Annotated in this window: 19 protein-coding genes; 13 read left to right on the plus strand and 6 right to left on the minus strand. The window is 58.9% G+C overall.

From position 1 onward, the window contains the following. Nucleotides 1–341 precede the first annotated feature (341 nt). Both AVI_RS15805 and AVI_RS15810 read left to right on the plus strand, forming a co-directional pair. On the plus strand, nucleotides 342–932 hold the full coding sequence (locus tag AVI_RS15805; RefSeq protein WP_015917298.1) for a YqaA family protein: 591 nt from the start codon (nucleotides 342–344) through the stop codon (nucleotides 930–932). A 23-nt stretch (nucleotides 933–955) separates the two neighbouring features. Then, complete coding sequence (locus AVI_RS15810; protein ID WP_015917299.1) at nucleotides 956–1468, plus strand: disulfide bond formation protein B; 513 nt, start codon at nucleotides 956–958, stop codon at nucleotides 1466–1468. On the opposite strand, the gene AVI_RS15815 is transcribed toward AVI_RS15810, so the two are convergent. Both AVI_RS15815 and AVI_RS15820 read right to left on the minus strand, forming a co-directional pair. Continuing rightward, a complete protein-coding gene (locus AVI_RS15815) occupies nucleotides 1465–2022 on the minus strand; it encodes an HNH endonuclease (protein WP_015917300.1) in 558 nt (185 codons plus the stop codon). The two genes, AVI_RS15810 and AVI_RS15815, sit on opposite strands and share 4 nt — an antisense overlap. 98 nt (nucleotides 2023–2120) lie before the next feature. Then, nucleotides 2121–2765, minus strand: a complete 645-nt coding sequence (locus AVI_RS15820; RefSeq protein ID WP_041698232.1) for a DNA-3-methyladenine glycosylase family protein — start codon at nucleotides 2763–2765, stop codon at nucleotides 2121–2123. Between the two features lie 47 nt (nucleotides 2766–2812). On the opposite strand from AVI_RS15820, the gene gluQRS reads away from it, so the two are divergent. After that, nucleotides 2813–3715 (plus strand): tRNA glutamyl-Q(34) synthetase GluQRS, encoded by a 903-nt coding sequence (gluQRS, locus tag AVI_RS15825; protein ID WP_015917302.1) that lies wholly within the window; start codon nucleotides 2813–2815, stop codon nucleotides 3713–3715. On the opposite strand, the gene AVI_RS15830 is transcribed toward gluQRS, so the two are convergent. Beyond that, a complete protein-coding gene (locus AVI_RS15830) occupies nucleotides 3674–4570 on the minus strand; it encodes a YihY/virulence factor BrkB family protein (RefSeq protein WP_015917303.1) in 897 nt (298 codons plus the stop codon). The genes gluQRS and AVI_RS15830 overlap by 42 nt on opposite strands. Nucleotides 4571–4680: 110 nt before the next feature. On the opposite strand from AVI_RS15830, the gene AVI_RS15835 reads away from it, so the two are divergent. From AVI_RS15835 to AVI_RS15855, 5 genes are all read left to right on the plus strand, one after another. Continuing rightward, nucleotides 4681–5514: an SDR family oxidoreductase gene (locus AVI_RS15835; protein ID WP_015917304.1), complete on the plus strand. Its 834-nt coding sequence runs from the start codon at nucleotides 4681–4683 to the stop codon at nucleotides 5512–5514. Between the two features lie 36 nt (nucleotides 5515–5550). Next, nucleotides 5551–5748, plus strand: a complete 198-nt coding sequence (locus tag AVI_RS15840) for a twin transmembrane helix small protein (RefSeq protein WP_015917305.1) — start codon at nucleotides 5551–5553, stop codon at nucleotides 5746–5748. A gap of 130 nt (nucleotides 5749–5878) precedes the next feature. Further along, nucleotides 5879–6457 carry a cob(I)yrinic acid a,c-diamide adenosyltransferase gene (locus AVI_RS15845; RefSeq protein WP_015917306.1) on the plus strand — a complete coding sequence of 193 codons (579 nt, stop codon included), beginning with the start codon at nucleotides 5879–5881 and terminating at the stop codon, nucleotides 6455–6457. 400 nt (nucleotides 6458–6857) lie between these two features. Beyond that, nucleotides 6858–7607, plus strand: a complete 750-nt coding sequence (locus tag AVI_RS15850; protein WP_015917307.1) for an electron transfer flavoprotein subunit beta/FixA family protein — start codon at nucleotides 6858–6860, stop codon at nucleotides 7605–7607. 24 nt (nucleotides 7608–7631) lie between these two features. Further along, nucleotides 7632–8561: an electron transfer flavoprotein subunit alpha/FixB family protein gene (locus AVI_RS15855; protein ID WP_015917308.1), complete on the plus strand. Its 930-nt coding sequence runs from the start codon at nucleotides 7632–7634 to the stop codon at nucleotides 8559–8561. A gap of 92 nt (nucleotides 8562–8653) precedes the next feature. Here AVI_RS15855 and AVI_RS29205 read toward each other — a convergent pair whose 3' ends face one another. Continuing rightward, nucleotides 8654–10987: a methyl-accepting chemotaxis protein gene (locus tag AVI_RS29205; protein WP_187152367.1), complete on the minus strand. Its 2334-nt coding sequence runs from the start codon at nucleotides 10985–10987 to the stop codon at nucleotides 8654–8656. A 574-nt stretch (nucleotides 10988–11561) separates the two neighbouring features. Here AVI_RS29205 and AVI_RS15865 point away from each other — a divergent pair. Beyond that, nucleotides 11562–12434, plus strand: a complete 873-nt coding sequence (locus AVI_RS15865; RefSeq protein ID WP_015917310.1) for a 3-hydroxybutyryl-CoA dehydrogenase — start codon at nucleotides 11562–11564, stop codon at nucleotides 12432–12434. A gap of 204 nt (nucleotides 12435–12638) precedes the next feature. Here AVI_RS15865 and tlpA read toward each other — a convergent pair whose 3' ends face one another. Beyond that, the gene (tlpA, locus tag AVI_RS15870) at nucleotides 12639–13301 is read right to left on the minus strand and encodes a thiol:disulfide interchange protein TlpA (RefSeq protein ID WP_015917311.1); all 663 of its coding nucleotides are present in this window, start codon (nucleotides 13299–13301) and stop codon (nucleotides 12639–12641) included. Nucleotides 13302–13325: 24 nt separating this feature from the next. Between tlpA and argH the strand changes: the two genes are divergently transcribed. The 4 genes from argH (at nucleotide 13326) to AVI_RS15890 (ending at nucleotide 19206) form a co-directional block, all read left to right on the plus strand. After that, the gene (argH, locus tag AVI_RS15875) at nucleotides 13326–14729 is read left to right on the plus strand and encodes an argininosuccinate lyase (protein ID WP_015917312.1); all 1404 of its coding nucleotides are present in this window, start codon (nucleotides 13326–13328) and stop codon (nucleotides 14727–14729) included. 94 nt (nucleotides 14730–14823) lie between these two features. Next, on the plus strand, nucleotides 14824–15015 hold the full coding sequence (lptM, locus tag AVI_RS15880) for an LPS translocon maturation chaperone LptM (RefSeq protein ID WP_015917313.1): 192 nt from the start codon (nucleotides 14824–14826) through the stop codon (nucleotides 15013–15015). Nucleotides 15016–15025: 10 nt separating this feature from the next. After that, nucleotides 15026–16297, plus strand: coding sequence for a diaminopimelate decarboxylase (lysA, locus tag AVI_RS15885; RefSeq protein WP_015917314.1), 1272 nt, complete (start codon nucleotides 15026–15028; stop codon nucleotides 16295–16297). A gap of 188 nt (nucleotides 16298–16485) precedes the next feature. Continuing rightward, nucleotides 16486–19206, plus strand: a complete 2721-nt coding sequence (locus AVI_RS15890) for a TIGR02302 family protein (protein ID WP_041697137.1) — start codon at nucleotides 16486–16488, stop codon at nucleotides 19204–19206. Nucleotides 19207–19313: 107 nt separating this feature from the next. Here AVI_RS15890 and AVI_RS15895 read toward each other — a convergent pair whose 3' ends face one another. Further along, entirely contained in the window at nucleotides 19314–19673 is a 360-nt protein-coding gene (locus AVI_RS15895) for a response regulator (protein WP_015917316.1), read from the minus strand. Nucleotides 19674–19884: the final 211 nt, after the last annotated feature.

The following is a 19884-nucleotide window of genomic DNA, read 5'->3' on the forward strand; positions in this document are numbered from 1 at the left end:
AGAGAGTAGAAGGACGAACTACACGGAGGAAGGGGGGTCGGTCAACCGGGTTTTTTACAAATTTCCGGTTTCACGCAAAAGTTAGGCATCCGGGCAATATCACTGTTTTCGCCGCATTTACAGCCCATGGGCTTTGCGCATAAAGACTTGACGGAACGGCAGATATTCAGTCTTTCGTCATCTTGAATGCTGCGCCGCAATGGCAAAGACCCTCTGCATTAGAGCATGTCGCGCAAAAGTGTGCAGCGGTTTTGCGGTAACGACATGCGTAAAAACAAAAACTTAAAGCGCGTTGCTTGAGGCTGATAAGCCGCAACACGCTTTAGGACCAAGGAGCGATCATGCTGCGACGCCTTTACGACTGGACCATGTCGCTTGCCGCCCGCAAATCTGCGGAAGCCTGGCTTGGGGCAATCTCCTTTGTGGAAAGCTCGATCTTTCTTGTCCCTGCCGATGTGCTGTTCCTGCCCATGGCGCTGGCCAAGCCGGAAAAGGTCTGGCGCTATGCGACCATTGCCACCATCACCTCGGTTTTGGGCGGCATAGCTGGTTGGTTTCTCGGTTATTACGCCTATGAAAGCATTGCCCGGCCAATCCTTGAGTTTTACGGCAAGGCCGATGCCTTCGACCAGCTGCGCCTGTCGGTGGACTATGAAACGGTGGTGCTGCTGTTGATCACCTCCGGCCTGGCCCATCTGCCCCCCATCAAGGTCGTGACCATCCTGTCGGGCGTCGCCCATGTGAATATCTGGTTGTTCATCATGACCGCCATCGTCGCGCGTGGAGGCCGGTTTTTCCTTCTGGCCTGGCTGCTGCGTCGCTACGGTGAGCCGATCCGCCATTTCATTGAAAAACGCCTCGGCCTGATCGCCGCTATCGGCGCTATCGTGCTGATCGCCCTGTTCGTCGCCTATCGCCTCCTTGTCCATTGAAAGATGAGGATTGGAGAACCATCATGACCACGCTTTCTTCCAACCGGCCCGGTCTTGCCCCTGCCCTCCTGTTGACCCTTGGCATGGCCGGGGTTGTCGGCTCGGCTTTGGCCTTTGAATATCTCGGCGGCTATATTCCCTGCGAGCTTTGCCTGTTGCAGCGTAAGCCTTATTACATCGGCGCAGCAATCGGAGTGGTGACGGTCATCGCCGCCACCATCAACCTACCCGCCAAAGTCACGAAAAGCCTGATCCTGCTTCTCGGCCTGATCATGATCGTCAGCGCTGGCCTCGGCGTTTACCACGCAGGCGTCGAATGGCATTTCTGGGAAGGGCCGAGCGCCTGCTCCGCCACCAGCGGCGCAGGCTTCAACGGCAGCGGCGACATCCTCTCGCAGCTCAACAGCTTCAAAGGACCGTCCTGCACAGAAGCGGCCTTGCGGATTTTCGGCCTGTCGCTGGCCGGCTGGAATGTCCTGACCAGCCTCGTTCTCGCCGCCATCGCTTTCTGGGGCGCTCGGCGCATGACGGCTTAAGGCTGCAATTCGGAATCCCAATAGAGATAATCCACCCAGCTTTCATGCAGATAGTTGGGTGGAAACGACCGGCCATTATTATGCAGGTCCTGCACGCTTGGCTGATAGGGCTTCTGGGCCGGGAACATATTGGCCTGTTTCGGCAGTTTAGACCCCTTGCGCAGATTGCAGGGCGAACACGCCGCCACGACATTCTGCCAGGTGGTTTCCCCACCATGGGCGCGGGGAATGACGTGATCGAAGGTCAGGTCGTCAGGCGAGCCGCAATACTGGCACTGAAACTTGTCGCGCAGAAACACGTTAAAGCGTGTGAAGGCAGGATTGCGGGTCGGCTGCACATAGGTTTTCAGGCTGACCACGCTGGGAAGCCGCATAGAAAAGCTGGGTGAACAGACCGAATGATCGTATTCGGCGATGATATTCACACGGTCAAGGAAAACCGCCTTGATCGCGTCCTGCCAGGACCACAACGACAAGGGATAATAACTCAGTGGCCTATAATCAGCGTTGAGCACAAGCGCTGGTAAGGACTGGGGCGAAACTGCAATCGTCAAGGCGTTCTCCTGATCGATTCGGCATCTGCTCCCTCTATATTAGGCTTGCTGTTACAGGATTGTGAAGCCCAATAAATAAGCAGTGAACTGATTCTCCATCAGACCGGCACCGGCGCTGCTTCGCGTCGTAAACGCGCCGCATAAAAGGCCCAGAACAACCGTGCCGCAATGGCGCGGTATGGCCGCCAGGTCAGTGCAATTCGGGTGGTTTCGCGGATGTCCGGGCGCGTGGCAAGGCAAAGGCCATCTCCCACAGCCGCCCGCAGTGCCACGTCACCTGCCGGAAACACATCTGCGTGACCGCCACAAAACATCAGATAAACTTCCGATGTCCACAGCCCAATGCCACGCAGCCGGGTCAGCTCGGCAATACCGGTCTCCACCGGCTGATCGAGGATGGCGAAGAGATCGATGTCACCAGCCTGGACAGCAGAGGCCAAACCGCTCAGGCAGGCATGCTTGGCGCGCGAAAGACCGAGCGAAAGCGCTGCGTCACCCAGCGCCAAATAGGCGGCGGGTTCGGCTGTTCCCATCGCCTCACACAGCCGCCGCCAAATCGCATCAGCACTGGCGCGTGACACCATTTGCGAGACGATGATGAAGGCCAGCCCTTCGAAACCCGGTTCCGTCAACCGAAGCGGCAAGGGTCCGGCCTCGCGGGCAATGGCATGCAGCCGGGGATCGATATCCAGCAAGGCCTCAAGGCCGGTGGCAAGATCCGCTTGGTTGCGAATTCGCATCATCTCGGCCATGTCTTTTCCTCCCGCTATAAATCATGCCAAAACAAACCATGTCCGATCACCACCATCCTTTACCTGTTTCGCAAAAACCAGTCTTGCGTTTTGCGCCCAGTCCAAATGGCTATCTTCATCTCGGCCATGCCCTTTCGGCACTGATCAATGCCGATATGGCTGAGGCGACCGGTGGCCGGCTGCTGTTGCGGATCGAGGATATCGATATCGACCGCTGCACGCCCGCATTCGAGGCGGCGATCTATGAGGATCTCGCCTGGCTTGGCGTGACATGGGAACATCAGGTGCGCCGCCAGTCAGAGCATATCGACGCCTATCGTTCTGCCTTGGCAAAGCTTCAGGCGATGGATCTGGTCTATCCGGCCTTTCTCAGCCGCGCCGAGATCAAGCAGCAGGCGCAGGCCGCAGAGGCGCAAGGCAAGGTCTGGCCCCGCGACCCGGATGGTGCCTGGCATTATCCGGCAGGCGAACGGCAGATGGACCGGCATTTGGCGCAGCAACGGATCGACCGGGGTGAGCGCCACAGCCTGCGCCTGGATACCGGCAAAGCACTGTCCATGATTGGCGCCGACCTGCATTGGGAGGAAAGAACCGGCGACACGGTGCAGCAGATCACCGCCGATCCGACCATCTGGGGCGATGTCATTCTCTGGCGTTGGGATGCGCCCTCCAGCTACCACCTGTCTGTTGTCGTGGATGACGCCCTCCAGGGTGTGACCCATGTGGTGCGCGGCGAGGATCTCTATCACGCCACCGCCGTCCACCGCCTGTTGCAAAGCCTGCTTGGCCTGCCCATACCGACCTATACGCACCATCGGCTGATAATCGGCGAGGACGGGCGCAAACTGTCAAAGAGCCTGCAATCGGCAGGTCTCCGGCACTTGCGCGCAGATGGCCTCTCACCCCTCGACATCCGTAGGCTGGTGGGGATTGCGGTCTGACATTCGCCGTGATCGCGTACGCGGCCTGGAAAACTTCATCAATGCCGCGTTGAATTCCGCGCCGATCAGGAACAGCACGCCCAGCATGTAGAGAAATATGATCACCACCATAACCGAGGCCAGACCGGCATAGGTGGCGGCATAATTGGCAAAGGTGGCGAGATAGGCGGCAAAGGCCAGCGCACCCAGCAGCCAGAGCAACAGCGTCAGGCAGATGCCGGGCAGAACATCAATCAGACGCCGCCGGTCCGCCGGGAGCCACAGATGCGAAATCGTCAGACCGACTGCCAGCAGGATTAGAGTGCCAAGCACGCTCCAATTCGATACCAGCGCCAGGAAATCCTTCAAAAGCGGAAATTGCCGCTCGGCAAAGCGCAGCGCAATTGGCACAGCGATCAGCAGCACGCTAATGACAGCGAAGGCGGCAACCCCCATGATGACGAAACCAAGGCTGATGAGCCGGGTAATATACCAGGGCCGGGTTTCCGTGACCCGATAGGCACGATTCAGCGCCGTGCGTAGCGCTTCCACCCCGTTTGACGCGAAATAGGCTGCCGCCAGCACCGAAATGGTCAGTAGCCCGCCGCGCGGAATGGTCAGCACCTGCACCACCTGCTCGGAAATCGGCTTGGCGATTTCTTCCGGCCAGGTATCGAAAATAAAATGGATGGCTGTTGGTGCAAAGGTATTGGCACCGAGAAGACCGGCAAGCGCCGTGCCGAAGATCAGGAAGGGAAACACCGCCAGCAAGATCGACAGCGCCACATGGCTCGCCATCGCCCAACCATCATCCTCGGTGAAATGCCAGACCGCATCAAAGGCCACCTTGTAAAGCCTGCCCAGATAGGACCGCATTCCGTCTCCCGTTCATTTATTTCATGACTGCTTCTCAAGCGGCCTGCCACAATTGCCTATATCTGTCGAATATGGGAGACCCTATCGTATTTGTAAGAGGAAAATCTCATATGGCCGCACAGAAAAGCATTATCGTCACCGGCTGCTCCTCCGGCATCGGAGCCTACTGCGCCCGCGCCCTGAAGCAGGATGGCTGGCGGGTATTTGCCACCGTGCGCAAGGCCGAAGACTTAAAAGCCCTTGAGGATGACGGTCTTGAAGCGCTGCTGATGGATTACCGCGACACGGCAAGCATCGCGGCCCTCGCTGAGACCGTGTTGTCGCGCACCGGCGGGCGGCTGGACGCCCTGTTCAACAATGGCGCCTATGGACAGGCAGGTGCGGTCGAAGATCTGCCAACGGAGGCGCTTCGTGAACAGTTCGAGACCAATGTCTTCGGCTGGCACGACCTGACACGGCGGATCGTGCCGGTGATGCGCGCGCAAGGGTCGGGCCGTATCGTGCAATGCTCGTCTATTCTCGGCCTCATTCCCTATCGCTGGCGCGGCGCCTATACGGCGTCCAAATTTGCGCTGGAGGGCCTGTCGCTGACCCTGCGCATGGAGCTGGACGGCAGCGGCGTCATGGTCAGCCTAATCGAGCCGGGTCCGATAGAAAGCCGTTTTACCGCCAATTGCCTTGAGGCCATCAAACGCAATATCGACGTGGAAAATTCGGTCCATGCCGCAGATTACCGGCGTCAATTGGCCCGCCTTGACGGCACCGGACCGAAAAAACGCCACAAGCTTGGACCGGATGCCGTGTATAAAGTGTTGCAGCACGCCTTGACCGCGAAGCGTCCACGGCCACATTATCTGGTCACAAAACCGGCGAAACAGGGCGTCGCACTCAAACGGCTGATGCCGTCCGATCTCTTCTATCGGCTGATGCGGGCGCTGGATTGATCGGATAGGTATTCATAATAAGGTCAGCGGCGCATCATGTCCTCATTCACCACCATTCTGGCCATTATCGTCATGGGGCTTGTCGCGCTGGTTCTGGTGCGCGGGCTGTTCAACATGATGAAGGGCGGCGATGCCAACCGTTCCAACAAGCTAATGCAGATGCGTGTGCTGCTTCAGGCCATTGCCGTGGTGCTGATCATGCTGACATTGTGGATCACCGGCGGCGGCCGTTAGGTCTGTCAGGCTCCACTTTTCCTAACAGTCTGTCCAAAAATTGCCGCTGGCCAGCAGCAATTCTTGAGCAGGCTGTCAGGCAAACTCTCATAATGCGGGTACCACCCGCTTTCTCAAGACGAATGGTTCCATGGTAAAACTCAATAAAATCTACACCCGAACCGGCGATGACGGCACCACGGCGCTGGTCTGCGGCCCGCGCCGCTTCAAGCACGATCTGCGTGTCGATGCCTATGGCACGATCGATGAGGCCAACAGCGCCATCGGTGTTGCCCGACTGTACACGGCAGGCGATGAGGTGCTGGACGCCATGCTGTTTCGCATCCAGAACGACCTTTTCGATCTTGGTGCTGATCTGGCCACGCCCGATACCGGCGAAAAACTGGAATGGGAACCCTTGCGCGTCGTCCAGAGCCAGGTGGACAGGATCGAACAGGAAATCGATGCGCTGAACGCCCATCTCGAACCGCTGAAATCCTTTGTCTTGCCCGCAGGCTCACCAGCCTCCGCCAATCTGCATCTGGCCCGCACCATAGCAAGACGCGGCGAACGGATCATCGTCGATCTGATGCAGATCCCCGGCGAAGCCGTCTCGGCACCAGCGCTGAAATATGTGAACCGGCTCTCCGATTTCCTGTTCGTCGCCGCCCGCTATGCCAATGAGATTGGCAAGGCCGATGTTTTGTGGGTGCCTGGAAAAAACCGGTAGCGACAGCATCGCGCAGCAAACCGATTTTGGTTGGATGAAAGGCAATATTTGACGTGAACGTAAAAGTTAGGTAATTCTTGCCTCGGAGCATCAGTCTGCGGGAGGAGCATCGCAAGAATGAATGGCACCGTTGTCATGGAGGAAAAAATGCGTATCCATGTCGCCAATTGACAATCTCCAACGTGCAAAATGCCGCAGTCTGGCGTTTGCCTGAAAACGGAACATTGATGTTTCGACTGGCAGATAAACTGGGCTGTCGCATCTAAAAGAGAGTGGAAACGCGGCTGCATCATTCCCTAAATCGTCGCTGATCTATGGAATTATGCAGGAATAAAGCAATTGCGGCACCGCATGTCATCATGCGCAAGGCCCACTAGAAGGTGAAGCAAGGAAGGACCCCATGAAGATTCTCGTGCCCGTCAAGCGCGTCGTCGATTATAACGTCAAGATCCGCGTCAAGCCGGATGGCTCCGGCGTCGAGCTTGCCAATGTGAAGATGTCGATGAACCCGTTCGACGAAATTTCCGTTGAGGAAGCGCTGCGCCTGAAAGAAGCGGGCAAGGCAGAGGAAGTGGTCGTGGTTTCCATCGGCCCAGCCAAGGCTGAAGAAACCCTGCGCACTGCCCTTGCCATGGGTGCAGACCGGGCCATTCTGGTGGAAACCGAGGATGCCGTCGAGCCGCTGGCCGTCGCCAAGATCCTCAAGGGCATCGTCGAGGCCGAGGCCCCGGGCCTGATCATCGTCGGCAAGCAGGCAATTGATGATGACAGCAACCAGACCGGCCAGATGCTCGCGGCCCTCTTGGGCTGGGCGCAGGCCACCTTTGCTTCCAAGCTGGAGATCGGCGACGGTTCGGCCAATGTCACCCGCGAAGTCGATGGCGGCTTGCAGACCATTGCCGTCAAACTGCCAGCCGTGGTCACCACCGACCTGCGCCTGAACGAGCCGCGCTATGCCTCGCTGCCCAATATCATGAAGGCCAAGAAGAAGCCGCTCGACAAGAAGACGCCTGCCGATTTCGGTGTCGATACCACACCGCGCCTCAAGGTGCTGAAAACCGAGGAGCCGGGTGGCCGCAAGGCGGGCATCAAGGTCAAGTCGGTGGCCGAACTGGTCGAAAAGCTTAAGAACGAAGCCGGCGTGCTTTGATTTCGGATTGGGAGATATAGTAAAATGGCCATTCTTCTTCTGGCAGATCACGACAACGCAACCATTTCCGAACAGACCGCCAAGACCCTGACGGCAGCAGCCAAAATTGGCGGCGATATCCATGTTCTCGTCGCAGGTGCAAACGCTAAACCCGCCGCAGACGCCGCCGCCAAATTGTCCGGCGTCTCGAAAGTGCTGCTGGCCGACAGCGCCGAGCTTGGCAACCAGCTGGCAGAACCGCTGGCAGCCTTGATCGTGTCGCTGGCACCCGCCTACGATACGATCATCACCGCCGCCACGTCGGTCGGCAAGAATGTCGCGCCGCGCGTCGCGGCCCTGCTTGATGTCGCTCAGATTTCGGAAATCGTCGAAGTGATCTCTGCCGACACCTTCAAGCGCCCGATCTATGCCGGCAATGCCATCCAGACGGTTCAGTCGAGCGATGCCAAGAAGGTCATCACCGTGCGCACCGCCTCTTTCGCCGCCGCTGCTGCCGATGGCTCGGCTGCGGTCGAGGCCGTGGCAGCGGTTGCCAATCCTGGCCTGTCCAGCTTTGTCTCAGATGCGCTGTCGTCGTCGGAGCGCCCGGAACTGACATCCGCCAAGATCATCATCTCGGGCGGTCGCGCGCTCGGCTCCTCGGAGAAGTTCAAGGAAGTCATTCTGCCGCTGGCCGACAAGCTGGGGGCCGCTGTCGGCGCCTCGCGCGCCGCCGTCGATGCAGGCTATGCGCCGAACGACTGGCAGGTTGGCCAGACCGGCAAGGTCGTCGCACCGCAGCTCTACATCGCCTGCGGCATTTCCGGTGCCATCCAGCATCTGGCCGGTATGAAGGACAGCAAGGTAATCGTCGCCATCAACAAGGACGAGGAAGCCCCAATCTTCCAGGTCGCCGATTATGGCCTGGTCGCAGACCTGTTCGACGCCCTGCCGGAATTTGAAAAGGCGCTTTGATCGCGCCTTGATCAACGAAATTTAGACAAGGAAAAGGCCGCAGACATGCGGCCTTTTTGCTTTTCAGGGATTATTTCGACAGTGGAGAGTGCTCAGAACTCTTCCCAATTGTTGCCACCGCTTGGGGCGGGTGTGCCACCGCTAGTCTTCAACCCAGCCGCCAGCTTGCCCATCAAGGCGCGGGCAGGCGAAGCGGCAGGACGACTGCTGGCCGGATCGGCTGGCCTGACGGACTGACGGGCATTGGGCGCAGGCGGCCGCTGCGAAGCCGCAGGACGATAGGAAGAGGCTGACGGGTTGGGAACGATCTCACCATCCATCACCCTGAACTGCGACACCAGATTGGACAGCGCCGCGGCATCGCTGGTCAGACGCGACATATCGGAATTGGTGCGGTCTGCCATCTGCGAATTCTGCTGGGTCGTTTCCTCCATCTGGCGGATCGCCGTGGAAATTTCCCGCACGCTTTCCGATTGTTCGCCGACAGCCGTGGCGATGAACGAGATTTCCTCGTTGATATGCACGACCTGACCGGCAATATCGCCCAGCGCGTCGCCGGTATTGCGCACCAGCCCGACACCGCTTTTCACCGCCTCGCCAGACTTGCTGATCAGTTCCTTGATTTCCTTGGCTGCACCAGCGGAACGCTGCGCCAATTCACGCACTTCCTGGGCAACAACGGCAAAGCCCTTGCCTGCTTCGCCCGCACGGGCCGCTTCCACGCCAGCGTTCAAGGCCAGAAGATTGGTCTGGAAGGCAATCTCATCGATCACATTGATGATCTGCGAAATCGCCAGCGACGCTTCTTCGATCCGTCCCATGGCGTCGATTGCAGACCCGACAATTGCTCCTGAGCGTTCGGTCGAGGTCTTGGCATCCGCCACCATGCGTCTCGCATTTTCGGCCCGCTCCGTGGAGGTGCGGATGGCCTCCATGATCTGGTTGATCACGGCGGATGTCTGCTCAATGGCCGCTGCCTGCTGTTCGGAGCGCCGCGACAGGTCATGTGTTGCCGCCACCATTCCGGTCGCGGTGCCATTGATCGAACCTGTGCTGCCGGACAGCTGGCGTACTGTCGATGCCAACCGCCGGATCGAATCGTTGAAGTCGGTGCGCAGCCGGTCAAGGCCTTCCATGAACGGCGTCTCGATAGTGGTCGTCAGGTCGCCAGCAGCAAGCCGTTGCAGACCGGCGCCGAGAATATCGACGGCCTGCTGAAGCCGGGCCGTTTCCTCGTTGCGGGCAGCTTCACGGGCCAGACGCTCGGCCTCCGATGTCTGCCGATCCTGTTCGGCGGCGGATTGCAGCCGTGTTTTCTCGATGGCCGCATCGCGGAAGATCGCCACGGACCGTACCATATCGCCGATTTCATCGGCCCGGTTCTCACCGACAAGCGTCACGCCGGTATCACCATCGGCCAGCCGTTTCATGCTATCGACCAGTTGATTGATCGGCCCGGTCAGCGAGCGGGAAAACAGAACCGCGCCGGTGATCGCCAGAACCAGTAGACCGGCGGCAATCAGCAGCACGATATTGCGCAGCTGCGCGACATTGGCCAGTGCCTCTTTCTCGCTCATCAGCGCAACGACAGCCCAGTTGTGCCCGGCAAAGGACAGGGGAATGGCCGCCGCATAGCTCACCATATTGCGATAGCCATCGATCTGACCGCTCGCCTTGGCACCCTTCAAAACATCGGCCAGCATCGGTGCGGCAACCTTGGTGACGAGAGAATCCTTTTCACCTGTTAGCGCGGAATCATTGACCATCACGCTATTGGAATCGAGAAGAATGGTCTCACCCGTATCGCCAAGCCCTGTGCGGTTGGAAAACATCGCGGTCAGCCGTTCCGAGGGAATGGCAACAACCAGCACGCCCATCTTGATGTCGCCCATGAACAGCGGCGTCGACAGGAAGGCCACCGACTGACGCGACGGACCATACAGGGTGAAATCGGACAGCGCATAGAATTGCCGGTCGTCGCTCTTTGCGACCTGGGCATAGGCCTGTGCCAAAGGACCGTCTTTCAGCGTGGGATCGGCGATATTGCCGGCATATTCATCGTTTTTCTGCACCGAATAGACGATATTGCCCTTCTGATCGATCAGGAACACATCCGCATAGCCGTATTGCTGCAAGGCCATGCGCAGCAGCGGATGGAATTTGGCATGGTTGCTGTCATAGGTATCGATACGGGCCGACTCCAACTGCAATCGCTGCCCGGCCGGATTGGGATTCTGAGTAATGTAGCGATCCACCAGCGCTTCGCGCGGCTTTTCGCCCAGATAGCGCCAGTCCGCCTTGAACTTGTAAAGAGCCTCACCCGTCGTGGCGACGCTGGAAAATGCCCGCAGATTGGTGACCAGATTTTCGAAATAAAGCCTGGCCTCGTTGCGGCGACCGTCAGCAGTCGCCTCCAGCTTCTGCATCACCTCTTTTTTAACCAGGGTGGAGCTTTGAATCAAAGTGGCCCAACTGGCTGCTCCGATCGACAGAATCGTGATCAAACAGACAAACAATGGCAACTTACGCGCAATGCGCATGCGATTTCTCCCCCTGGTGCATCGATCCAAACGGCTGCCTCAGCCGGGCTTGAACAATCGATGCATAAAAAAATGTGAGCGTATGACAGCATGAACGAAGTGAATGCGTCAGAGCGCTATAGTCATCCTTATGGCGTCACCTGAAAAAGCCCCGCCACCCTTTCGGCGACTTTAATCGTTGCGGCTTAAAATAACCCTAAAGCGCTGGGGATAGCGCTGGCTGCTCCGCCAACAGGAGCGGGACAATCCCGGGGCTGAAGCCAAGCAGCGACAGGAATAAAGCAACGGGCTGCGATCAGGGCTGGAAAACGGCGATACATGGCTTTATCACTGTCGGCCAGGACACGCCGGAGGAGCCATAGGCACACTCTGCGCGCGTCATGGTTTGCAAGGCTTAAGGCCCGGCAGCGAGATGGGAAACGGGCGCTTTTGCAGCCCGAAGGCAGGGATGGGAGACGTGATGATCAAGAATGTTGGAATTGTCGGCGCGGGACAGATGGGCTGCGGCATTGCCTATGTCTCGTCGCTTTCCGGTTACGATGTCACGCTTTATGACCTGAGCAAGGAACGGATTGAAGCCGGGCTTGCCACCATCAACGGCAACATGGCCCGCCAGGTTGCCAATGGCAAGATGGAGGATAGCGAGCGCAAGGCAGCTCTCGCTCGCATTTCCGGCGTCACCGATGTGCAGGATCTGGCCCAGGTGGACCTGGTGATTGAGGCGGCCACCGAGGATGAAAGCGTCAAGCGCAAGATTTTCGGCCAGATCTGCCCGGTGCTAAAGCCCGAAGCGCTGCTGGCCACCAATACGTCCTCGCTGTCCATCACCCGGCTTGCGGCATCCACGGACCGCCCGGAACGTTTCATGGGCATCCATTTCATGAACCCGGTCCCGGTGATGAAGCTGGTGGAACTGGTGCGCGGCATTGCCACCGGTGAAAAGACCTTTGAGACCGCCAAGGACTTCGTGCGGTCGCTGGACAAGACCATAACCGTCGCCGAGGATTTTCCCGCCTTCATCGTCAACCGCATCCTGCTGCCGATGATCAACGAGGCGATCTACACGCTCTATGAAGGGGTCGGTTCGGTCGAGGCCATCGATACCGCCATGAAGCTCGGCGCCAATCATCCGATGGGACCGTTGCAGCTCGCCGATTTCATCGGTCTCGATACTTGCCTGTCAATCATGCAGGTTCTGCATGACGGCTTGGCCGACAGCAAATATCGCCCCTGCCCGCTGCTGGTCAAATATGTGGAAGCGGGATGGCTTGGACGCAAGTCAGGCCGCGGCTTCTACGATTACCGCGGCGAAATCCCGATTCCGACGCGGTAAAGGTTCTGGCTGGGTCATGCGAAGAGCCATTGAGAATGGCTCTTCGCATTCCCTATGAAAAAACATCAAGCCTCTGATAAAGTTGATATATTTTCTATTTTTCAAGTCAAGCATGCATGAGCATTTTGGAGACTTGGTATAAAGCATCGTGCCAATTCCGCTTTTCTGCACGATGCTATCAAGCCAGATCGATAAAAGCCGAGATCAAAGCGTCTTCAGCCCGTCGATCAGGTTTTTGGCGTCCTCACTGTCCCATACGGCGGGGCCATTCATGGAGCCGAGCAGGCAACCCTTGCCATCGATCGCCAGCGTCACCGGCAGGCCGAAAGCCAGACCCTGCTTTTTCAGTGCATTGAAGACGCCCATGGAGCTGTCGCGGTAAAAGCCGAGATGATCGATGCCGTTGTCGCTGAGAAAGGCTTTCGGCCTTTCGTCGCTGCCACTGTCGATATTGATCGCCACGACCTCAAATTTATCACCGCCCTTGGCCTGTTGCAGGCGGTTAAGGGCGGGCATTTCCTCCCGGCAGGGCAGGCACCAGGTCGCCCAGAGGTTGACCAGCAGCGGCTTGCCCTTGAAATCCTGGAGGCTCTTGTCGGCGCCGCTGGCATCCTTGAAGGTGAGACCGGTAATCTGGCGCGGCGGATTGGCCGCCACCACAGCCGCAACCTGGCCCTTGATCAACGGGTCAAGCGTCTTGACCGCCTGTGCTGCCGTCTCACACCCTTGGGCGACAGCGATTTCAGAGCCATTGCCAGACCCCGTCTCCTTCACGTATACCGCAACCGCGCCGGCCAACACACCGGCAATCGCCGCAAACGCAATCAGCTTGGCGGAAGGAAGTCCCAGCGGTCTTTTTTTCGTCATCGACGTCTCCAGGATCTATTGAGCATGGCCGAGGACACCAAAGACACGACATCCTCCAACCAGATGTGGGGCGGCCGTTTTGCCTCTGGCCCGGCGGCCATCATGGAGGAGATAAACGCCTCAATCGGTTTCGACAAGAAGCTCTATGCCCAGGATATCCGCGGTTCGATTGCCCATGCCACCATGTTGGCCCATCAAGGCATTATTTCCGGCGAAGACAAAGACAAGATCGTCACCGGGCTGAACACGATTTTGTCAGAGATCGAAGCGGGACAATTCACCTTCTCCCGCAAGCTTGAAGACATTCACATGAATATCGAGGCGCGGCTGGCCGACCTGATTGGTCCCGCCGCCGGTCGCCTGCACACCGCCCGTTCGCGCAATGACCAGGTGGCGCTGGATTTTCGCCTCTGGGTCAAGGAAGAGCTGCAAAAAGCCGAAAGCCTGCTGACAGACCTGATCGCCGCCTTTCTCGACCGTGCCGAGGAACATGCCGAGACGGTCATGCCCGGCTTTACCCATTTGCAGACCGCGCAGCCAGTCACCTTCGGCCATCACTGCATGGCCTATGTGGAAATGTTTGGCCGGGATCGCCAGCGGGTACGCCACGCTATCGAACATCTGGATGAAAGCCCAATCGGTGCTGCCGCTCTTGCCGGCACCGGCTATGCTATCGACCGCCATATGACCGCAAAGGCGCTCGGTTTTCGCGAGCCGACTCGCAATTCCATCGATACCGTGTCAGACCGCGATTTCGCGCTGGAATTCCTGTCGATTGCCGCCATTTCGGCGGTGCATCTGTCGCGTTTGGCAGAAGAAATCGTCATCTGGTCAACACCGCAATTCGGCTTTATCCGGCTCTCGGATGCGTTTTCGACCGGCTCCTCGATCATGCCGCAGAAAAAGAACCCGGACGCCGCCGAACTGGTGCGCGCCAAGACGGGCCGGATCAATGGTTCGCTGATTGCACTTTTGACCATTATGAAGGGCCTGCCGCTCGCCTATTCCAAGGACATGCAGGAAGACAAGGAACAGGTCTTCGACGCTGCCGAGAGCCTGGAACTGGCGCTGGCCGCCATGACCGGGATGATCCGCGACATGACTGTGCGGGCCGACCGGATGAAGGCCGCAGCCGGTTCCGGCTTTTCCACGGCCACCGATCTGGCTGACTGGCTGGTGCGCGAGGCAGGGCTTCCCTTCCGCGACGCCCATCATGTCACGGGCCGGGTTGTCGCCCTGGCGGAGGAAAAAGGCTGCGATCTTGCCGATCTGCCGCTTGAGGACTTGCAAGCCATTCATACCGCCATCACCGCCGATATCTATTCGGTCCTGACGGTGGAAGCCTCGGTTGCCAGCCGCAAAAGCTATGGCGGCACGGCACCGGACGAGGTGCGCAAGCAGATCAAATGGTGGCGTGGCCGCAACTGATCGTCAAACCCGATCGATCCATCACAAAAATCGGGATGCATAGAGCCCGGTTTTTGGCTAGACATAGGCCCACCACCACGTTGGACAGGATATTATGGCTGTTTCCTATCGAAGACTGATGATTTCTGCCACCTTGCTCGGTGCCGCCAGCATTCTGGTAACCGGCTGCGGCCGCAAGGGCGATCTGGACAAGCCTAGCACGCCGGTTGCCCAGCAGAACAAGGCGGACGCGCCAACCCAGACCAAGGCGCCAGAGAAGAAATTCTTCCTCGATCCGCTTCTGTGATAGGCGCACCGTGAACCATTTCCAGTATCGCGATGGCATTCTCCATGCCGAGGATGTGTCCGTTCCAGACATCGCCAAGGCGGTCGGCACCCCCTTCTACTGCTACTCCACCGCAACGCTGGAGCGCCATTACCGGGTGTTTTCCGAGGCCTTCGACGGCGTCGATTCCATGGTCTGCTACGCGGTCAAAGCCAATTCCAACCAGGCGGTGCTGAAAACCCTTGGGCAATTGGGTGCTGGCGTCGATGTGGTCTCCGAAGGCGAATTGCGCCGGGCGCTGGCAGCTGGCATTCCCCCCAGTCGCATCCTGTTTTCAGGCGTCGGCAAGACCCCGTCGGAAATGGATCTCGGGTTGGAGGTCGGGATTTACTGTTTCAATGTCGAATCCGAACCGGAACTGGACGTCCTCAATCAAAGAGCGCTGAAAGCCGGTAAAACGGCGCATGTCTCCTTCCGCATCAACCCGGATGTTGATGCTGGCACCCATGCGAAGATTTCCACCGGTCGGAAAGAAAACAAATTCGGCATTTCCTATGAGCGCGCCCGCGCCGTCTATGCCCGCGCCGCCAGCCTTGAAGGTATCAAGGTCACCGGTATCGACATGCATATCGGCAGCCAGATCACCGATCTCCAGCCATTTGCCGAGGCCTTCAAGCTGCTGCGCGACCTGGTGACCACGCTGCGGGCCGAAGGCCACACTATCGATCACGTCGATGTCGGCGGTGGGCTTGGGATTCCCTACAAAGACGACAACAATCCGCCGCCCGACCCGGCAGCCTATGCAGCCATCGTCAAGCAGCAATTGGCCTCGCTGGACTGCCGGATCGTCGCCGAGCCGGGCCGGCTGATCGTTGGCAATGCCGGTATTCTCGTCACCGAAGTGATCTATGTGAAGGACGGTGGCAACAAGACCTTCGTCATCGTCGATGCCGCCATGAACGACCTGATCCGCCCGACGCTCTATGACGCCCATCACGAGCTTCGTCCGGTGCTGCTGTCTGCGGCCAGCGCCCCGCGCATCCGCGCCGATGTGGTCGGGCCGGTCTGCGAGACCGGCGATTATCTGGCGCTCGACCGCGAAATGAGCATGCCAAGGCCCGGCGACCTGATCGCCATCGGCTCGGCAGGGGCCTACGGCGCTGTTCAATCGAGCACGTATAATACGAGACGACTGGTGCCCGAAGTGCTCGTCAAGGGCGACCAATTCCACGTGATCCGGCCAAGGCCGAGCTATGAGGATATGATCCGGTTGGACAGCCTGCCCGATTGGCTGGCATCCTGAGCAGGCTGTCTTTTCAGGAGATAGCGTTCACAATTTAGCCGGATGGCTGAAAAAACCACCCCTGTACCGGGCCTGCCCCTCGTCTTCGCCACAAACAATGCTATCCTAACATGTCAACGCTGTCGTGAACCGTATGAGTTGCGATGCGCAGTATAAGCGTTGAGATGACAGGAAACCGGAGACTGCCCATGACCGCTTCCGGCACGAAAAAGAGCCAAGTTGCTCTAAACGGCGATCAAAAGCTGGCCCGCAGGCTGGCCGTGAACCGCTGGGCGGCAAGGCTCGTGCTGTTTTGTGAGCGGTTGCTACCCCTGCTGCTGCTTCCAGCCTCGATTGCCGCCATTTTCCTGTCGCTGGCCTGGCTCGGCTTTTTTCGCGAGGCACCCAGCTATCTGCGCTGGCCGCTGGTTTTCCTGTTGGTTTTCGGCTTTCTCGCCTCGCTTTTGCCTCTGGCCCGTCTGCGCTGGCCTCACATTGGCGAAGCAGACCGGCTGCTGGAAGAGCGCAATCATCTGCCGCATCAACCCATCGGCGTGCAGGGTGAGGAACCGGCCTTCGACACGCCTTTTGCCCGCGCCCTCTGGCATGAGCACCAACGGCGCATGGCGACCCGGATCGCCACGCTCGATGCCGGACGGCCAAAGCCTGATATCGCCCGCTTTGACCGCTTCGGCCTGCGCGCCTTGCCCGCTCTGCTTTTGGCGGTAGCCTTTGCCTATTCCGGCTCGAATGGCGCTGGCCGTCTCACCGATGCCTTTCTGCTGCAAGACAGGGACGACGCCGCCCCTACCCTGCGCATCGATGCCTGGATTACCCCGCCGGGCTATACGGGCCGCCCCCCTGTTTTCCTCACGGGACGCAATGGCGATGGCACCCAGGATATCGCCGTTCCCACCCAATCGGTGGTCACTGTACGGTTGACCGGCAGCACCGGAGACGAACAGGTAGACTTCAAACCGGCATCCGGGGCAGCGGCAGTCGCTTTCCAAGCGGTCAAGGCCGACCAGGAAAACACGCCCGGCCCCTTGGCCACCCCCTCGCCTAGCGTCTCGTCAGCGACGCCAACGCCCGCCCAGACGGACGGCAGCGCCCGTACGCTGACCCTGACATTGGGTGAAAGCGGCACGCTGGATCTTGGTAACAGGCAATGGCCGCTGAAGGTCATTCCCGACCATGGCCCAACCATCGCCTTTGACGGCATTCCGAAACGTGCGGTCAACGGAGCGCTGGAAATCGGCTTTACCGCCCGCGACGATTACGGTCTGCTGGAAGCGCGCGCCGAGATCGTCCCTGTGGATGCAGATCCGCAGGCCAGCCCTCTCTATCCCCTGCCCGAGTTCAAGCTGGACCTGCCAAGCCGCAATGCCCGCGACATCAAAAGCATATCGAGCCGCAACCTGACCGAACATCCGCTGGCTGGAAAGAAGGTGCGCATCACCTTGATTGCCAAGGACGGATTGGGCCAGGAGGGCCGCAGCCCAGCCCATGAGATGATCCTGCCGGGCCGCAATTTTTCCGAACCGCTGGCCGCCGCCGTGGCCGAACAGCGTCAGGTCTTTGCGCTGGACACGCGGCAGATGCCCCGTGCCTTGGCACTCAACGAAGCGCTGACGCTGCGCGCCGATGAAACCATTCCGCAGCTTTCCCATTACCTGCTGATTTCCTCGGCCCATGCCCGTATGCAGATGGCCAGCACGACCGAAGCCTTGAAGGACACGGCAGATTATCTCTGGGAAATCGCGCTTGGCATCGACGATGGCGATGTGTCACTGGCGGAACGCAAGCTGAGCGAGGCCCAGCAGAAGCTGGCGGAAGCGCTGGAGCGAAATGCGCCCGATGCCGAAATCAAGAAGCTGATGGACGAGGTCCGTCAGGCAATGCAGGACTATATGAAGGCTCTTGCAGAGCGCCAGCAGCCGCAAAACGGCCAGCAGAACCAGCAAAGCGCTCAGAAAATGCTGACCCAGCGCGATCTGGAAAACATGATGAACCAGATCGAGAACCTGGCCCGTTCCGGCAACAAGGATGCCGCCCGCCAGATGTTGCAGGAGATGCAACGGATGATGAACAATCTCCAGGCCGGACGTCCACAGCGCTCCAATCCGCAGCAGCAACAGCAGACCAGCGAAGCGCGCAAGCAGATCGACAAGCTCGGCCAGATCATGCAGGACCAGCAGAAGCTGATGGACCAGACTTTCAAACTGGATCAGGAATTACAGAGCCGGTCACAGATGGGCGATGACCTTCAGCCGGAAGACGGTGACGGCATGAGCCAGGACAATCCTCAGGCTGAACCAACGCCCGATGGCGATCAAAACCAGCAACAGGGCCAAAACCCGGACCAGAACCAGAATAAAGACAGCGCCGGAAAAAATCCCTCCTCACCGGATCAGATGACCGCCGAGCAATTGCGTGAAGCGCTCAAACAATTGCGCCAGCAGCAGGATGCGCTTGGCAAGCAGCTGAAGGGCGTCCAGGACGGACTTGGCAAGCTCGGCATCAAACCGGGGGAGAATTTCGGCCAGGCAGGCCGGGAAATGCAGGGCGCGGGCGAAGCACTCGGCAAAAGCCAAGGAGACCGGGCGGTGCAGGGTCAAGGTCGGGCGCTGGAAGCCCTGCGCCAAGGGGCGCGTGATATGATGAACCAGATGATGCAGGCCATGCAGCAAGGCCAGGGGCAAGGTCAGGGCCAGGGGCAAGGCATGGCGGAAGGCAATCAGGGCGGTCGCGACCCGCTGGGGCGGCCACGGTCAACCACCGGACCGGATTTTGGCGAGCGCGTCAAAGTCCCCGACGAAATCGACGTGCAGCGCGCCCGCGAAATCCTTGACGCGATCCGCAACAAGCTGGGCAATAATGCAAGCCCCGAAGTAGAGCGTCGCTATCTGGAACGGTTGCTGGACATGTAATGGAAGGGCGAGGAGGGGCGCTCGCGCCCTTCAAGTCCATCAAAACAAATGACCGGATGGACCTGCAATCCGTTCCAGGCGAACGTCGCGAGACCAACCGAATACCGTCAGGCTGTCAAAGCCTGTGCAACGGCCTTGCGGATATCGGGAAGCGCAAAGGGCTTTGGCACGACATCGATGATTTTTTCAAGCAGATCGTCGGCCCGTTCGCGCTGTTCGGCATAGCCGGTCATCAGCAGGATTTTCAGGCCCGGAAAATCCGAATGGGCGCGGTGCGCCAGTTCGATCCCATCCATGACCGGCATGCGGATATCCGACAGCAGCAGATCGAAATTGCTGGTAGCCAGCATTTCGAGACCCTCGGCGCCGTCTGCCGCCTCATGGGTTTCATGTCCGTCGAGCCGCAACGCCCGGGCAACGAAGGACCGCAGGGCATCCTCGTCTTCGGTAATCAGTATCTTGGCCATATCGCATTCCCATCTTGAAGCCTGCCACATCACCATTCGACCAAACGCGATCAACGGTTGTCATCATGCGGCATGTTGTACCAGGGCATGAGGATGCTCACGCATCCCCGCCGCTACAGCGCCCTCCCCGAATCATAGAGGATGGGTGGCGCTGTCATTACTGAAGCAAATCACCAGTTTTTCCTTTGCGAGAGGTAAACAACCGGCAGCC

Source organism: Allorhizobium ampelinum S4 (genome assembly GCF_000016285.1).
Lineage (GTDB): Bacteria > Pseudomonadota > Alphaproteobacteria > Rhizobiales > Rhizobiaceae > Allorhizobium > Allorhizobium ampelinum.

Coding starts and splice junctions, on each gene's coding strand:
- AVI_RS15805 (WP_015917298.1), top strand. CDS start 342: ATGCTGCGACGCCTTTACGACTGGACCATGTCGCTTGCCGCCCGCAAA.
- AVI_RS29205 (WP_187152367.1), bottom strand. CDS start 10,987: ATGCAGAAGCTGGAGGCGACTGCTGACGGTCGCCGCAACGAGGCCAGG.
- lptM (WP_015917313.1), top strand. CDS start 14,824: ATGGCTGTTTCCTATCGAAGACTGATGATTTCTGCCACCTTGCTCGGT.
- AVI_RS15830 (WP_015917303.1), bottom strand. CDS start 4,570: ATGCGGTCCTATCTGGGCAGGCTTTACAAGGTGGCCTTTGATGCGGTC.
- gluQRS (WP_015917302.1), top strand. CDS start 2,813: ATGTCCGATCACCACCATCCTTTACCTGTTTCGCAAAAACCAGTCTTG.
- AVI_RS15820 (WP_041698232.1), bottom strand. CDS start 2,765: ATGATGCGAATTCGCAACCAAGCGGATCTTGCCACCGGCCTTGAGGCC.
- AVI_RS15835 (WP_015917304.1), top strand. CDS start 4,681: ATGGCCGCACAGAAAAGCATTATCGTCACCGGCTGCTCCTCCGGCATC.
- AVI_RS15810 (WP_015917299.1), top strand. CDS start 956: ATGACCACGCTTTCTTCCAACCGGCCCGGTCTTGCCCCTGCCCTCCTG.
- AVI_RS15865 (WP_015917310.1), top strand. CDS start 11,562: ATGATCAAGAATGTTGGAATTGTCGGCGCGGGACAGATGGGCTGCGGC.
- AVI_RS15890 (WP_041697137.1), top strand. CDS start 16,486: ATGACCGCTTCCGGCACGAAAAAGAGCCAAGTTGCTCTAAACGGCGAT.
- AVI_RS15840 (WP_015917305.1), top strand. CDS start 5,551: ATGTCCTCATTCACCACCATTCTGGCCATTATCGTCATGGGGCTTGTC.
- AVI_RS15855 (WP_015917308.1), top strand. CDS start 7,632: ATGGCCATTCTTCTTCTGGCAGATCACGACAACGCAACCATTTCCGAA.
- argH (WP_015917312.1), top strand. CDS start 13,326: ATGGCCGAGGACACCAAAGACACGACATCCTCCAACCAGATGTGGGGC.
- AVI_RS15845 (WP_015917306.1), top strand. CDS start 5,879: ATGGTAAAACTCAATAAAATCTACACCCGAACCGGCGATGACGGCACC.
- tlpA (WP_015917311.1), bottom strand. CDS start 13,301: ATGACGAAAAAAAGACCGCTGGGACTTCCTTCCGCCAAGCTGATTGCG.
- AVI_RS15895 (WP_015917316.1), bottom strand. CDS start 19,673: ATGGCCAAGATACTGATTACCGAAGACGAGGATGCCCTGCGGTCCTTC.
- AVI_RS15850 (WP_015917307.1), top strand. CDS start 6,858: ATGAAGATTCTCGTGCCCGTCAAGCGCGTCGTCGATTATAACGTCAAG.